This is a genomic window from Streptococcus bouchesdurhonensis, from assembly GCF_948472335.1.
Genome location: NZ_CAOKTW010000002.1, coordinates 75,789 through 90,854, shown reverse-complemented (window position 1 = coordinate 90,854; position 15,066 = coordinate 75,789). Strand labels below are relative to the sequence as shown.

Genomic DNA, 15,066 nt, shown 5'->3' with positions numbered 1-15,066 from the left:
TAAACAAGCAAATGGATTGGCTTTTAGACTTTAGGAGGTCTTATGAAATTATTAGAAGAGCGCATCCTCAAGGATGGGCATATCTTGGGTGATAACATCCTCAAGGTAGATTCCTTTTTAACCCACCAAGTTGACTTTAGCTTGATGAGAGAAATCGGTAAGGTTTTTGCGGAAAAATTTGCTTCTGCTGGCATTACCAAAGTCGTAACCATTGAAGCGTCGGGTATTGCCCCAGCCGTTTTTACAGCTGAAGCCTTAAACGTTCCCATGATTTTCGCTAAAAAAGCTAAAAACATCACTATGAATGAAGGCATCTTAACTGCCCAAGTTTACTCCTTTACCAAGCAGGTAACCAGCACCGTTTCTATCGCTGGAAAATTCCTCTCACCAGAGGACAAGGTCTTGATTATCGACGATTTCCTTGCTAATGGCCAAGCTGCCAAAGGCTTGATTCAAATCATCGAACAAGCTGGTGCCACAGTCGAAGCTATCGGTATTGTGATTGAAAAATCCTTCCAAGATGGCCGTGATTTGCTTGAAAAAGCAGGCTACCCTGTTCTATCACTCGCTCGTTTGGATCGTTTTGAAAATGGTCAGGTCGTATTTAAGGAGGCAGATCTCTAATGCAAACTCAAGAAAAACACTCGCAAGCAGCCGTTCTTGGCTTGCAGCACTTACTAGCCATGTACTCAGGATCTATCCTGGTTCCCATCATGATTGCGACAGCCCTTGGCTATTCAACTGAGCAGTTGACCTACCTGATTTCCACAGATATCTTCATGTGTGGTGTGGCAACCTTCCTCCAACTCCAACTCAACAAATACTTTGGGATTGGGCTACCAGTCGTTCTTGGGGTTGCCTTCCAGTCGGTAGCTCCCTTGATTATGATTGGGCAAAGCCATGGTAGTGGCGCTATGTTTGGTGCCCTTATCGCATCAGGGATTTACGTGGTTCTTGTTTCAGGTATCTTCTCAAAAGTAGCCAATCTCTTCCCATCTATCGTAACAGGATCTGTTATTACCACGATTGGTTTAACCTTGATCCCTGTCGCTATTGGAAATATGGGAAATAACGTTCCAGAACCAACTGGTCAAAGTCTCTTGCTTGCAGCTATTACTGTTCTGATTATCCTCTTGATCAACATCTTTACCAAAGGATTTATCAAGTCTATCTCTATTTTGATTGGTCTGGTTGTTGGAACCGCCATTGCTGCTAGCATGGGTTTGGTGGACTTCTCTCCTGTTGCGTCAGCACCACTTGTCCATGTCCCAACTCCACTCTACTTTGGGATGCCAACCTTTGAAATCTCATCTATTGTCATGATGTGTATCATCGCAACGGTGTCTATGGTTGAGTCGACTGGTGTTTACCTAGCCTTGTCTGATATCACGAAAGATCCAATCGACAGCACGCGCCTGCGCAACGGTTACCGCGCAGAAGGTTTGGCCGTACTTCTCGGAGGAATCTTTAACACCTTCCCTTACACCGGATTTTCACAAAACGTTGGTTTGGTTAAATTATCAGGTATCAAGACTCGCCTGCCAATCTACTACGCAGCTGGTTTCCTGGTTCTCCTTGGACTCCTTCCTAAGTTTGGCGCCCTTGCCCAAATCATTCCGAGCCCTGTCCTCGGTGGTGCCATGCTGGTGATGTTTGGTTTTGTATCCATTCAAGGAATGCAAATCCTCGCCCGTGTTGACTTTGCTAACAATGAACATAACTTCCTTATCGCAGCTGTATCCATCGCTGCAGGTGTCGGACTCAACAACAGTAATCTCTTTGTCAGCATGCCGACAGCCTTCCAAATGTTCTTCTCAAACGGAATCGTCGTAGCTAGCCTACTCGCCATTGTACTCAATGCTGTATTAAATCATAAAAAGCAATAAGAAAAAGAGGTGCGAGCCTCTTTTTTTGTTTATCACAAATTGATTATAAATACTATCAATCCCAATTCCCATCTAATATTTCTTTTATAAACTTCTTAGGCATCCAAAAGGAGTGTTTTGTAATCCTACGTCCATCTGGAAGTTCATCTGTATCAGATAATGAGCCTTTCCCAACAAATTTTCCTTTTTCAATTTCATAGTAAGCATTGGTAGCATGTAATTTCGTAAATAGAATTCTATTTATCTTACTTTGAGGGAAATTAGTTGAAACTTTATTACCATTTTGAGTTAATTTAACTCCGTCAGAAATAATTTGTCTAGTTTCCTGCCACACTCTTTGGATTTCTTCTAATTGTCTATCCTGAAATCCCCAAAATTTGATAGAATCTAATACAAATAGCTTAGGTTCAATTTCCTTAAAAATAACGAAAAGGAATCGTTTATTATAAATTTCATTATAAACATGTGATGATTCCCAACTATCTGTTTCTGCTAATTCTTTAAAACAATAAGTTTTAAATGGAGAGTCTTCCTTAGGTAAATTATTCTTATCTACTCGAATAACTCTCAAATTCATGTTTGCTTTTTGAAATTCTTTGGTCTTATCCAAATCCCCTGTCAAGCCTAAAATTTTTCTAATCAGAGTACTATTCTTACCTTTTGCCTTGGGATTCACTTCAAATCTATCATATAACTTTTGTTCAGAGAAACCTTTGTAGGAAAGAATCTTCTCTGCAATAACCTCAGTAAATGACTTTTTTTCACCCCTAAAATTAGCCAAAACACTTTCTTGATCTGATTGGTTAAAGATTTTATGATTAATCAGATAGGTCATATAACTTGATTTTAATTCCCAAGCTCTTTGTTTTGCTAATTCATGACTAAATGGTTGCTGTCTTAAATCCTTTCCTTTACCTGCACCTTTTGTACAAGTTGATAAATAGTTTCCATCTGATTCTGATAATTCATGTGCCTTTCCATTTTTGATTTTGTCTGTAATCTTCTGATAGTCTTCAAGGATGACTGCCATATCCTCCTCAAACCATTCATATAAAAATATTTTTTCAATGACATAGTCCTTCATTGTTTGATTGGGAATTAAGCCATTGTAAAACAATAACAAAATCTTTGCACATTTTTTCCATAAATGAGTGGAGTAAAAATCCTCTAAATTTTCCTCCATATAGTTTAGTATTGTTAATACAAGTCGTTCTTTTGCACTAAGTGTCCCATTTTTGTTTATCTTAAAAGGAGTAACTTTTAATTCTACACCTATTTTTTCAAAGTCAGCTTCCGAGTCACTATTTGGCTGATAACCATAGAAATATTTTTCAATATAATTCCCATACTGCCCTTTTGACTTCATACTAATTGCTTTATCTTGTACCTCAGAGACTACTCTATCATTATAATCGTCATATGATTTATAAAGCGAACGATTATACTCCTCCATAACATCGGAAAATTTTCTATTTAATAGTTTATGAGAATATTCAATAACACTATCGATATCTTCATCGTTATAGTTAAATAAGTTTTGATCCATTTTCTTCTCCTATCTTTTATATTATATCAAATTAAACTAAAGCAAACATTAATACTTGATCAATCATTGAAAATAGTATATAATGGATTAAACTGTAAAAAAATGAAGGAGAAAAGATGAAAGTTCTCGAACTATTTGCTGGAGTTGGCGGTTTTCGGATAGGATTAGAAAATGCCGATAAGCAACTCTTTAAAACAAAATGGGCAAACCAATGGGAACCATCTCGTAAATCTCAAGACGCATTTGAGGTCTATGATTATCACTTCCCCAATAGCGAAAACATCAATATTAGTATCTCTGATGTAACAGACGAACAATTTTCCAAAATGGATGCCGATATGATTGTCGGTGGTTTTCCTTGCCAAGATTACTCTGTTGCGCGTAGCAAGAAAGATGAAAAAGGTATTGAAGGAAAAAAGGAGTTTTATTTTGGGAAATCATTAGAGCAACTGAAATCATTAAACCCAAATACTTAATTCTGGAAACGTGGATAGGCTTTTAAAAGCGCCCTCAAAACAGAGAGGACGTGATTTTGCAATCATGCTAACAGCTTTTAATAACCTTGGATATTCTGTAGAGTGGAGAGTTATTAATGCTGCTGAGTATGGAAGAAGCCAACGAAGACGTCGTGTATTCTTTTTCGTATATCGAAATGATACAGTCTTTGCCCAAAAAAATGACAATCTTTACGAAAAAAATGAAGAAATCTTTGAAGAGAATAGGTATGATGACTATATTTTCAATCAAGGTCTATTTGCAAAACAATTTCCTATTAAACCTATAGCAGTTAAAAATCGTCATGTGTTTTATGAGTTACCAAATGATATAGTTGAAGTTTCAGATACTTTTACTGGTACTGTTTGGAATACAGGAATTATGAGACATGGAAAATACTATTCTATTGATACAGAACCTAATTACAATGGCAATCCTATCACTCTAGGAGAAATTCTTCAAGATGAGTCTGAAGTACCTGAAAAATATTTTTTAACTGATCAGTCAAAATTGGAAAAATTTCAATATCTTAGAGGACCTAAGAAAATTGAACGAACATCCTCTGACGGACATCAATACATCTATTCAGAAGGAGGAATGTCCCCTTATGATGATTTAAACCTTCCAGGACGAACAATGCTTACATCCGAAGGAACAGTTAATCGTTCCACACATTTATTATTTGTAAACAATAAATATAGATTAATTACACCCATTGAAGCTGAACGCCTTCAGGATTTCCCAGATGATTGGACAGCTAAAAAGAAATTGTCAGATGGATCTATTGTAGAGGTATCTGATAAAATGAGAATGTTTTTTATGGGAAATGCTTTGGTTACTGAGATTGTAAAAGAAATTGCTAAATTTATTAAAAAAATTGATTAATTTATCTGAAACTAAAAAAGAGGTGCGAGCCTCTTTTTTGTGTGACAAAATAAAAACATCTATCTAATCATATATGCTAGTGTCATAGTTCTGAAAATCATCTGAATCAAGAACAATTTCACAACTCTTATACTTTTCTCTTACAAGTCGTTCGGCTTCATCTGGATTTTCAGCCTCTATACTTACTAAACGTGATAAAGTTTCTGTAATTTCTACTGTATACTTTTTCAGTTTTAAATTGCTTTCCAATCATTCACTTATTAGCAATAATCTATATAGTTTTGGGCTTTCCAACCACTCTGGTAATTCATCTCCATATTCCCAGCTATATTTTTTATTCAATAAAAAAAGTTGTTTCTCATCACCAAACTCCATATTTTCAGACAACCACCTCACACAATCAGGGTCTGATAAAGTATAAACCATTACACATAAGTTTTCATAATTTCCGATACTTTCCTCTACCTTTAAATTCTATTATTTCTTTGTCTCTTAATATTTGAAGCTGTTGCCTAATCTTTTCTTTGATATGATTGTTCTTAACAAAGATATTTTTTAGGTCACTTTCAAAACGATACATATCTTCAAGGGTAAATTCTGAACCCTCTATCTTATCTATACAATTTAGAATTTCTATTGTCCAACCTCTTACTGAAAGAGAGTTCTTCCTTAAAAATAAACTTTGCTTAAATTCTTTTGTAACTTTTTCTGGATCTCTAACTTGTCCATTTTTCACAAAAAATATTCTTCCTTTAGAAAGTACTTGTGATAAATCAATGTTACAACCAATCCAACCTGCTCGTCTAGCAGTTGGCGCAAGTGGCTTCCTTTGAATAATTGATTTCGGTGTAACAAATTGCTTCGGAAGGACAAGAAAATTATTTACCTCAAAATTTTTTGTATAAGTTAAAAAAGAAATTAGAATTATTATCTACCTGCACACGCTCCATCATCGTTGCATAAGCACCATCATTGATTGTTGATGAAAAATTTCCTTTTTTGCTCTTTAGTTCAAACTCCTCACTACAATGATTACAGTAAAAATCTGCTACAGGTCTATTATTTTCAAAATGATTTAAAGGATTTTTCCCACAATTAGGGCAATAAGACTGACGATAAACCCAATCCTCCATTAAGATACGTGCCTTCTGACTATTACTTTTATAGGTTTCTACTAGTTCTAAATTAAATTGTAATTCCATTTAAAAATTCCTCACTAATATGAGAATTCACTCGATATAAGCAATTAAAATCTACTATAACTAGTATACCACATATATGTACCTATTACATTTGTATTTCATCATTCTCTTTTATATTTCCTTCTCACATATCTCATAAAATATACCCTAGTTCTTGAGCTAATTTTAAAGAAAAAGCATAAAATTGAGCTATATTCGCTGGTATGGTAATTGCCATGGCAAGTCCACCTGGTAATCCTGCAACAACAGAAGTCCCACTCGCTAATAAAACATTATCCCTAATACAGACATTAGCCACTCGATCTAAGATTTCTTAAGATAAGAGAGACGTTGGGTCTTGTTCTAATAAGGTAGGAATGTCCTGTGGATCTAATTCTTTGGAAAACTTATCCACTAAAAACTTCGAACGATCAACCTTAACAACAGGTAGTTTCACCACTTGTTGCAATACTTGCATAGCTAAGTCTTGTTCAGCCATATAAATACCTCTTTCTCTTGTATCTTTATCTCATAATATCACACTATCTAAATTTTATAAATCTTTTTAATAATTTTTAATACTCTTCGAAAATCAAATTCAAACTACGTCAGCTTCACCTTGCCCTACTCCAGTACAGCCTGCGGCTAGTTTCCTAGTTTGCTCTTTGATTTTCATTGAGTATAAGTCTAGAAAGATTCCCCCATCATGTTTTATTGCCTTTTTCTCCACCAAAAAAGAGGGTTGCCCCTCTTCTTTAGTTCTTATCCAGATTGCGTAGCATCTCGTCAATCTTGTTTCCATACTCGATGGACTCGTCTTTGACGAAGGTCAAATCTGGGATTTTGTACAATTTCAAATTGCGACCAAGTTCACGTTTGATGGTACCAGTTGCTTTTTCAAGCCCGATTTGGACTTTTTGGATATCCGAAGCAAGGTTACTCAAAATGGTGTAATAAACCTTGGCAACAGACAAGTCACCCAGCATCTGAACATCTGTGATGGTCACACCTTGGACACGTGGATCACGGACTTTCTTTTGCAAAATCTCATTGACTTCACGCTTGATTTCCATGCCCACACGATCTGTACGGAAATGATTTGCCATGATATTCCTTTCTCTACTTTGAACCAAAAGCTAGGCCAGCAGACCTAGCTATTTTAAACTTCTTGATTTTCAGTTTAAATTGAAACGAAGTTCAATTTGAAGTCATCTGCTTCTTTCGCCGTGGTGAAAGTGATGGAACTGATTTATCAGTCCCATCACAGGGGATTTTTGAGACCCTAGGCTCAAAAATAAGCAATGAAACCATCGGTTTGCTTGCGTCCCTCACCACCTAAGAAAGGAGCAAAAATCTTATCTCTTGATTTCTTCCATGACATAGGCCTCAATCACATCATCAGTCTTGATATCATTGTAGCCATCGATCATCAATCCACCTTCACGGCCGTTTGTAACTTCCTTAACGTCGTCTTTATAGTGTTTCAAGCTTGCGAGTTCACCATCATAGATAACGACACCATCACGGATAACACGGACTTTAGAGTCACGGGCAACCTTACCGTTGATAACCATAAATCCACCGATAGTTCCCACTTTAGACACCTTGAAGGTTTCACGAATAACTGCTTCACCGATAACTTTTTCTTCGAATTCTGGATCAAGCATCCCTTTCATGGCTTCTTCCATCTCTTCGATAACCTTATAGATAATGCTGTGGAGACGAATTTCCACATCGTCAGCTTCTGCTTGTTGACGAGCTTGTGGTGTAGGGCGTACGTTGAAACCAACGATAAAGGCATTTGAAGCTTCGGCAAGGGTCACGTCAGATTCATTGATAGCACCGACCGCTGAGTGGACGATGGTCACTTTGACACCTTCCACATCGATTTTCTGAAGTGATGCAGAAAGGGCTTCAACAGAACCTTGTACGTCAGCCTTAATGATAACGTTAACAGACTTGAGTTCACCAGCTTTAAGGGTATCAAAGAGGTTTTCAAGGCTAACACGTTGGGTAGCTTGACGTTGTTTCATGAGGGCACGTTTGGCACGCTCTTCACCTGCTGCACGCGCAGATTTTTCATCTTCGTAGACAGCAAAGTGGTCACCCGCCATTGGCGCTTCGTTCAAACCTGTGATTGAAACTGGCGTTGATGGACCTGCTACCTTAACACGACGACCAAGGTCATTGGTCATAGCACGGACACGACCGAAGGTATTTCCGACAACGATTGGGTCTTGAACATTCAAGGTACCTTGTTGAACAAGAAGGGTTGCGACCGCACCTTTTCCTTTATCCAAGCGCGCTTCGATAACTGTACCGATCGCACGCACTGTTGGGTCTGCCTTGAGTTCTTGAATTTCAGCTACAAGAAGGACTGTTTCCAACAATTCTTCGATGTTTTGGTTGAATTTAGCTGAGATTTCAACAAATTCAGAATCTCCACCCCAAGCAGTTGACATAACTCCATGCTCTGCCAATTCACCGATAACGCGTTCTGGGTTAGCACCTGGTTTATCAATCTTGTTGATAGCTACGATGATTGGAACATTGGCCGCTTTTGAGTGGTTGATGGCTTCGATAGTCTGAGGCATAACCCCGTCATCTGCCGCTACGACCAAAATCGTAATATCGGTAACAGAAGCACCACGCGCACGCATAGATGTAAAGGCCGCGTGTCCCGGTGTATCAAGGAAAGTAATCTTCTTGCCATTTTCCACGATTTGGTAGGCACCGATATGCTGAGTGATACCACCTGCTTCACCTGTCGCAACACGAGAATTACGAAGGGTATCTAGGAGTGTTGTTTTACCGTGGTCAACGTGTCCCATGATAGTTACAACTGGTGGACGCTCAACCAATTCATTTTCATTGAGATAACCATCTTCGACAAAGAAACGTTCGATGTCAGCATTATCCACTTCAACCTTTTGTTTGGCTTCGATACCGTAATCCACCATGAGGAGTTCGATGGTTTCCCCATCCAAGGATTGGTTTTGTGTGGCCATGACACCCATCATAAAGAGTTTCTTAACGATTTCAGCTGGTTCACGTTTGATACGTTTTGCGATTTCCGCAACGGTCATACCATCTGTATACTCAAATTCTGTTGGCAATTCATGGAATTTACGCTCTGTAACAGGTTTTGGAGTCTGATTACGGTTGTTCTTGTTATTGCCTTTTTTGTTCTTTTTGTTGTTATTCCAGTTACTATTCTTTTGATTTCTCACTTGATTTTGACTACTTCGATTCTTTTGTTGTTTTCTAGGACCATCTTCTTCGTGATCATAATCGTCACGATTTTTGTCTGGTCGAGCTTGTTTCTTACGACGTGTATCCACTGGCGCTTCTTTAGCTACAGGAGCAAGTTCAACCACTGCTTGAACTTGCTGTTCTTGTTGCGCTTGTTCAGCTAACTTAGCCGCTTCTTCAAAGATTTCCTCTGGTTCCTTGCGTTTGTTAGCTTGAGCCAAGGCTTCTTTAGCAGCCTGATACTGCTTGAAACGTTCCTCACTTGAACGTGCATATTCAGCATTTTGCTCTGCTTTTAGGGCTGCTGCACGGGCTTTAAAGTCAACACGTGGAGCCGCTTGATTTGGACGTTTATCCTCTTGTTGACGGCGTTCATTTCCTCGATTTTGCTGACCTTGCTGTTTCTTAGCTTGATCATTAAAGCGACGATTATCGCGGTTGCCTTGACCTTGTTTTCCACCATTGCGACCGTCGTTTTTCTGACGGTTTCCGTTTTGTTGTTGGTCACGGTTATTGCCCTTATTTTGCTTGCGTCGTTCTGCCTGTTCTTTGGCACGAGCTTCACGCTCAGCCTTGAAATTACGACTTTGCGGTTTAGCTGCTACTTTTTCTGTTTTCGGAGCGACTGGCTCAGCAGGTTTTGCCTCTTCCTTAGCTACAGCTGGTTTAGCTGGCTCAGATTTTTCGGCTTTCTTTTCTGCACTTACTTTTGGTGCTGCAGGTTTTGCTTCTACTTTCGGAGCAGCTGCAGGCTTAAAGCTGGCAGCAATTTTTGCAGCGACAGCTTCTTCCACACTTGATGAGTGGCTTTTCACATCCAAGCCCAACTCTTTTGCACGCGCTACAACTTCTTTACTTTCTTTTCCAAGTTCTTTTGCGATTTCGTACAATCTTTTCTTAGACAAATCATGTCCTCCTCTTCTATTCCATAAGAGACCTCATTTTCTTTGTAAATCCAGCATCTGTTACAGCCAAAACCTTTCTCGATTTCCCGACTGCTATGCTTAATTCCAGTGTTGAAAACACGGTTACAATTTCCACTTGATAATAATGACTTTTATCTTGAATCTTCTTGGTCAGATTGGGTCCAGCATCATGAGCTAGAAAGACCAACTTGGCCTTGCCGTCTTGAATGGCCTTGACCACCAATTCTTCACCCGATATAATCCGCCCTGCTCGCTGAGCAAGTCCCAAGAGATTACTTATCTTTTGCTTATTCAAGTCCTAACTCTCTTCTTTTCACTTTGTGATCCACATAAGCGATCAACTCGTCATAAAAGCTTTCTTCCACTTCCATGCTAAAGCTGCGGTTAAAGACCTTCTTCTTTTTCGCCTCTAGGGCTTCTGCATTGTCTAGTTTGATATAAGCGCCGCGGCCATTGGCCTTGCCCGTAGGATCAATAAAGACTTGTCCTTCCTTGTTCTTGACAATGCGGAGCAAATCACGCTTATCAATCACTTCGTTAGACACAACAGACTTGCGCAAAGGGATTTTTCTTGTTTTCATCTTTCCCTCCTCTAGCAGCTTTTATTCTTCTACAGTATCGTTTTCTACTTCCAACTCTACTGAAGCAGCGTCTTCCATGGCTTCAAATTCGCTAGCAGACTTGATATCGATACGGTAACCAGTCAAGTGAGCCGCCAAGCGCACGTTTTGTCCACGACGACCAATGGCAAGAGAAAGCTTGTTATCTGGAACAACCACCAAGGCACGTTTGCTGTCGTTTTCATCAAAGATAACTTGGTCAACCTCAGCAGGAGCGATGGCATTGTAGATAAATTCAGCTGGATCTGCTACCCACTCGATAACATCGATATTTTCTTCGATTGGTACCATGCGGTCATTTTTAGCATCGTAACGAGCTGGGTGGAATTTGCTAGTAATCTTCTTAATATTAGCACCACCACGTCCAACGATTGTACCGATAGCATCCACGTTTGGATTGTGGCTACGAACAGCAACCTTCGTACGGTCACCTGCTTCACGAGCCACGCTCATGATTTCAACAGTTCCATCATAAACTTCTGGAATTTCTTGCTCCATCAAACGTTTGATCATTTCTGGATGGCTACGGCTAACAAAGACGTTCACACCACGAGGGTTGTCTTCAACCTTGTAAACATAAACTTCGATACGATCATGAGAAGCAAAAACTTCTCCAGGAATTTGGTCTTGTTTTGACAATTGGGCTTCGATGCTACCAAGGTTGACATAGATAAAGCGGTTGTCAAAGCGTTCTACTGTACCAGACATGATTTCTTGCTCATGTTCTTTGTAAGTATTGTAAGTGATGGCACGTGTTTGCTTGCGCATTTTTTCCATGATGGTTTGTTTGGCAGATTGGGCTGCTACACGACCAAACTCAGCTGGTGCTTCTTCAAACTTGATTTTGTCTCCAAGTTCATAAGCTGAATTAATGGCAAGAGCATCTTTCAAGCTGATTTCCAAACGGCTATCAAATACTTCATCAACAACTTCACGGACAGTATAAACTGTAAAGTTACCTGTTTTTTCGTTGAAGTCAATAGCTACGCTGTCTGACTGACCATAGCGTCTGCGATAAGCGGAACGAAGCGACTCTACTACTGCGTCGATGATGTCTTCTTTTTTGATTCCCTTGTCTTCTTCCAAAATGCGGAAGGCCTCTAGCATTTCTTTACTCATGTTTTCTTCACTTTTGAATCCTCAAAAGCTATCCTTTCTTTTTCTATAATTTAACTGCTAAACGTGCTTTTGATACTAAACTGTATGGAATTTGGACGGTTTTCTTACGCGTCTTGTCCATATATTCCATAGTCAACTCGTCCTCTTCGAAGGCCAACAAGGTTCCTTCAAAGACCTTTTGCTTATCGATGGCTTGGTAGAGCCCGACATGGATGTATTCCCCAACTGCTCCAGCAACGGCATCCTTGGTTTTTAAAGGACGTTCCAAACCTGGACTGGTGATTTCTAGGAAATATTGTTCTGGGAAGGGATCTGGCTTGATGGTATCTAGGACAGGACTGATCATTTCTGTCAAGTCTGCCGTGTCGTTCAAGGTAATTCCTTCAGGTTTATCTACAAAAATACTGAGAATCATGTCACTGCCAATCTTTCCATACTCGATATCCACGAGCTCGAAAGGAGCTTCTATGACAGGTTCTACAACTTCTCTGACTAATTCTACGATTGTTGCGATTGCGTCCACCTCCTCATAAGCAAGAGGCGAAGATATTTCCCCGCCTCACTTTTCATATTCTTACTCTTAGTATATCACATTTGCTAACTTATGTAAAGCAAAAGCACTTATACAGCCTGATTTCAGGCTATTTCTTAAAATTCTACCTCAACTCGGTAGATAACTTGCCCCTTATTGGAGAATTTTTGCTCGTATTCTGTCATGACATTGCCTTCAAAATCACTGGCATGTAAGTCTAGCCAGACACCATTGAGCTTCATGCCATACTGAGAAAAGCTCACTAAACTGTACTCAAACAAGCCACGGTTATCCGTCTTGAAATGAATTTCTCCATTTTCAGGCAAGATACGTTTGAAGGTATCCAAGAAGGTCTTGTAGGTCAAACGACGCTTTTCATGGCGTTTTTTCGGCCATGGATCTGAAAAGTTCAGATACAAGCGATCAATCTCACCGTCTTCAAAGTAGTCAGTCAAGTCAGAACCATCTACCCACAAGAGCTTGATGTTAGGCACTCCAACTTCAAGAACCTTGTCTAAAGCATAGCTTAAAACAGACTTTTGAATATCAATCCCGATATAGTTGATGTCAGGGTTCTGCTTTGCCATACCTGAAACAAAGGCACCCTTCCCACTTCCAACTTCCACATGAATGGGATTGTCATTGCCAAACAAGTCCCGCCATTTCCCCTTGGCTTCCAAGGGATTGAGGACCACATACTGGGGATTTGCCTCTAGTAATTCTGTCGCCCCTTTACGATTTCTAACTCATCTTCTCTTTCCATACTTGTCTCGGAAGTGACGCAAGCCATGAATCTCCCGATTAACATTTTCTAAATCTTGGTTCATATAATACTTGGAAATCTGGCTCAAATAAGACAATTGACCGTACCAATACAATTTACTTAATACCGTTTGATTATACTTGTAACCGTAGTAGGTCAACCATTCCTTCCACTGATGTTCTGGAATATAATGGCAGAGCATATGGGCCACATCAAACATGCGGTCGGTCAAGCGAACCGAATCCCAATCTACCAAATAAATCAAGCCACTATCTGTCTCAATCCAATTACTATGTCGTACATCTCCATGGACAATGGTCGCATAGTCCTCTCTAAATCCTGGAATAGTCTGACGTAAATCAGCCATCACTTCACTGATAAAATGATTTTTACGCAAAGCATCTGGAGCCGTTTCCTGCCAAGACTGTAGTAAATCTACAGGTGTTTCCATGGCATAGCCCAAACGACTCAACTGTGTCATCAAAGGACGTGAGCGATGAAGGCGGGTTAAAATATTGACGATTTGTTTACGATTCATATCATAGGGGGTCAATATCTTGCCTGTCAACCATTCTTGAGCACACATATCACGCCCATCTGCCAAACGGCGACTCCATAATAATTGTGGAGCAATTTGTTCTCTAGCTAGACCAGGTAGGATTGGAGAGGTGTTCATTTTTACAAAGATGCGCTTCCCATCAGGATAGCTACCCATATAAGCCTTGCCACTTTTCCCAGGTATGGGAGTCAGTGTTAGCTCATTATCACCCAAATCCATTTCTTTCCTCCGTATAAAGTTTCCTTACTATTCTACTAGTTTTTGGCCTATTCGTCAACCGCTCCACACCCGATTCTCAAAGAAAAGCCTCTGGATTGGCTTGGGTATCATTATAGAAAGAAAAAGGCAAGCACCGTCTTCTGCTTACCTTTCATGATTTTTATAAATAATATAAGAGTGGCCAAGCATTGTAAAACATGTGAACTAGAGTAGAAACCCATAGGTTTTGGCTCTTTTTATAAGCAAATCCCAGTAACAAGCCCCCAAGTAGATAAAAAATAAACGAAGGGACATTAGAAGGACCATGCATAAAAGAAAAGAGAGAGGAAGTTAGCACAAGCCCTAACCAAGAATTGTCAAAAACCGCACCTTGAAGAAGTCCTCTGAAAATGAGTTCCTCCTGGATGGGGCCAAAAACTGAGGAAGTCAAAATCAAAGACAGAGAAACTCCTCTGCTGACTTCCGCCAAGTGTTGAACTCCTGCGCCAGAAGAAACAGCGAAGAAATGAATATAAACCAGCGTCTCAAGCACACTTAGAAGAAAGATTGCAATGAAAAGTAAAAGTTCTTTCTTGCTTAACATCCCAAAAGAAATCATTTCAAACTTTCTAGCATAAGCAACACTCATCGAGGTTACAAGAAGACTTACAATAATCAGTGCAAATTCATTTTGAAAAAAATCCCCATGGTTAATCGTATAAGGAACTGTAATGACGATTAGTAGTACTAAAAGTCCAAAACACAAGGCATGAAATTTATCAAAAAACTCCATAAAATTATCCTCCTCAACAAACTTCCCTACAAGTCATCCTTTAACTCTAGTCTTTCCAAAACAAACCATTTTAGTAACCAAAATCCGACAACATAACCAGCACCTAAGAACATAGTTATCAAAGCTAGCAGGGGATTCAGGAAATTAAAGATCACCGCAGACACAAAGGTTAGCACAAAAACATTAAAGGCAATGGTGTCAGAAGCCAAGACTAGAATATAGGGTGTCAACCGACTAAGGTTTTTGAGTTTAGGAAAAATAAGTGTTTATACATGATAACCTCCTTTATGGCTAAAAAGCAAGCCTTTTGG

11 protein-coding genes and 6 pseudogenes are annotated in these 15,066 nt (G+C 39.4%); 3 read left to right on the top strand and 14 right to left on the bottom strand.

Features of this window, described 5'->3' with window-relative positions:
* The first annotated feature begins 42 nt into the window (after positions 1-42).
* Both QMQ21_RS03215 and QMQ21_RS03210 read left to right on the top strand, forming a co-directional pair.
* Positions 43-624, top strand: a complete 582-nt coding sequence (locus QMQ21_RS03215; protein WP_000770416.1) for a xanthine phosphoribosyltransferase — start codon at positions 43-45, stop codon at positions 622-624.
* Positions 624-1,886, top strand: a complete 1,263-nt coding sequence (locus QMQ21_RS03210) for a nucleobase:cation symporter-2 family protein (protein WP_001194509.1) — start codon at positions 624-626, stop codon at positions 1,884-1,886. The genes QMQ21_RS03215 and QMQ21_RS03210 overlap by 1 nt, the downstream gene beginning before the upstream one ends.
* A gap of 55 nt (positions 1,887-1,941) precedes the next feature.
* On the opposite strand, the gene QMQ21_RS03205 is transcribed toward QMQ21_RS03210, so the two are convergent.
* Complete coding sequence (locus tag QMQ21_RS03205; protein ID WP_023935643.1) at positions 1,942-3,432, bottom strand: Sau3AI family type II restriction endonuclease; 1,491 nt, start codon at positions 3,430-3,432, stop codon at positions 1,942-1,944.
* Positions 3,433-3,548: 116 nt separating this feature from the next.
* Between QMQ21_RS03205 and dcm the strand changes: the two are divergent.
* A pseudogene (gene dcm / locus QMQ21_RS03200) lies at positions 3,549-4,812 on the top strand (DNA (cytosine-5-)-methyltransferase).
* A gap of 63 nt (positions 4,813-4,875) precedes the next feature.
* Here the strand turns inward: dcm and QMQ21_RS03195 are convergent.
* From QMQ21_RS03195 to blpZ, 13 genes and pseudogenes are all read right to left on the bottom strand, one after another.
* Positions 4,876-5,256 (bottom strand): annotated as a pseudogene (locus QMQ21_RS03195) (DpnD/PcfM family protein); the annotation flags it as partial.
* Positions 5,252-6,014, bottom strand: a pseudogene (locus tag QMQ21_RS03190) (DpnI domain-containing protein). The pseudogenes QMQ21_RS03190 and QMQ21_RS03195, both read right to left, overlap by 5 nt.
* A gap of 139 nt (positions 6,015-6,153) precedes the next feature.
* Positions 6,154-6,492: pseudogene (locus tag QMQ21_RS03185) on the bottom strand (hypothetical protein); the annotation flags it as partial.
* Positions 6,493-6,748: 256 nt separating this feature from the next.
* Entirely contained in the window at positions 6,749-7,099 is a 351-nt protein-coding gene (rbfA, locus tag QMQ21_RS03180; RefSeq protein ID WP_001273597.1) for a 30S ribosome-binding factor RbfA, read from the bottom strand.
* A 249-nt stretch (positions 7,100-7,348) separates the two neighbouring features.
* On the bottom strand, positions 7,349-10,150 hold the full coding sequence (gene infB / locus QMQ21_RS03175) for a translation initiation factor IF-2 (protein ID WP_023935641.1): 2,802 nt from the start codon (positions 10,148-10,150) through the stop codon (positions 7,349-7,351).
* A 16-nt stretch (positions 10,151-10,166) separates the two neighbouring features.
* On the bottom strand, positions 10,167-10,466 hold the full coding sequence (locus QMQ21_RS03170) for a YlxQ-related RNA-binding protein (protein ID WP_001041390.1): 300 nt from the start codon (positions 10,464-10,466) through the stop codon (positions 10,167-10,169).
* The gene (rnpM, locus tag QMQ21_RS03165) at positions 10,459-10,752 is read right to left on the bottom strand and encodes an RNase P modulator RnpM (RefSeq protein ID WP_000857562.1); all 294 of its coding nucleotides are present in this window, start codon (positions 10,750-10,752) and stop codon (positions 10,459-10,461) included. The genes QMQ21_RS03170 and rnpM overlap by 8 nt, the downstream gene beginning before the upstream one ends.
* A 21-nt stretch (positions 10,753-10,773) precedes the next feature.
* Positions 10,774-11,910, bottom strand: coding sequence for a transcription termination factor NusA (gene nusA / locus QMQ21_RS03160; protein WP_023932582.1), 1,137 nt, complete (start codon positions 11,908-11,910; stop codon positions 10,774-10,776).
* A gap of 43 nt (positions 11,911-11,953) precedes the next feature.
* Positions 11,954-12,433, bottom strand: a complete 480-nt coding sequence (gene rimP / locus QMQ21_RS03155; RefSeq protein WP_007284956.1) for a ribosome maturation factor RimP — start codon at positions 12,431-12,433, stop codon at positions 11,954-11,956.
* 125 nt (positions 12,434-12,558) lie between these two features.
* A pseudogene (gene trmB / locus QMQ21_RS03150) lies at positions 12,559-13,188 on the bottom strand (tRNA (guanosine(46)-N7)-methyltransferase TrmB); the annotation flags it as partial.
* The gene (gene ccrZ, locus QMQ21_RS03145) at positions 13,189-13,983 is read right to left on the bottom strand and encodes a cell cycle regulator CcrZ (protein ID WP_000363006.1); all 795 of its coding nucleotides are present in this window, start codon (positions 13,981-13,983) and stop codon (positions 13,189-13,191) included.
* A 160-nt stretch (positions 13,984-14,143) separates the two neighbouring features.
* Positions 14,144-14,755 (bottom strand): CPBP family intramembrane glutamic endopeptidase, encoded by a 612-nt coding sequence (locus QMQ21_RS03140; RefSeq protein ID WP_023935640.1) that lies wholly within the window; start codon positions 14,753-14,755, stop codon positions 14,144-14,146.
* Between the two features lie 26 nt (positions 14,756-14,781).
* A pseudogene (gene blpZ / locus QMQ21_RS03135) lies at positions 14,782-15,029 on the bottom strand (immunity protein BlpZ).
* Positions 15,030-15,066: the final 37 nt, after the last annotated feature.

Bases quoted from the DNA above. Each gene is read 5' to 3' on its own strand.
- QMQ21_RS03215 (WP_000770416.1), top strand. From the start codon at position 43: ATGAAATTATTAGAAGAGCGCATCCTCAAGGATGGGCATATCTTGGGT.
- QMQ21_RS03210 (WP_001194509.1), top strand. From the start codon at position 624: ATGCAAACTCAAGAAAAACACTCGCAAGCAGCCGTTCTTGGCTTGCAG.
- QMQ21_RS03205 (WP_023935643.1), bottom strand. From the start codon at position 3,432: ATGGATCAAAACTTATTTAACTATAACGATGAAGATATCGATAGTGTT.
- rbfA (WP_001273597.1), bottom strand. From the start codon at position 7,099: ATGGCAAATCATTTCCGTACAGATCGTGTGGGCATGGAAATCAAGCGT.
- rnpM (WP_000857562.1), bottom strand. From the start codon at position 10,752: ATGAAAACAAGAAAAATCCCTTTGCGCAAGTCTGTTGTGTCTAACGAA.
- nusA (WP_023932582.1), bottom strand. From the start codon at position 11,910: ATGAGTAAAGAAATGCTAGAGGCCTTCCGCATTTTGGAAGAAGACAAG.
- ccrZ (WP_000363006.1), bottom strand. From the start codon at position 13,983: ATGGATTTGGGTGATAATGAGCTAACACTGACTCCCATACCTGGGAAA.
- QMQ21_RS03140 (WP_023935640.1), bottom strand. From the start codon at position 14,755: ATGGAGTTTTTTGATAAATTTCATGCCTTGTGTTTTGGACTTTTAGTA.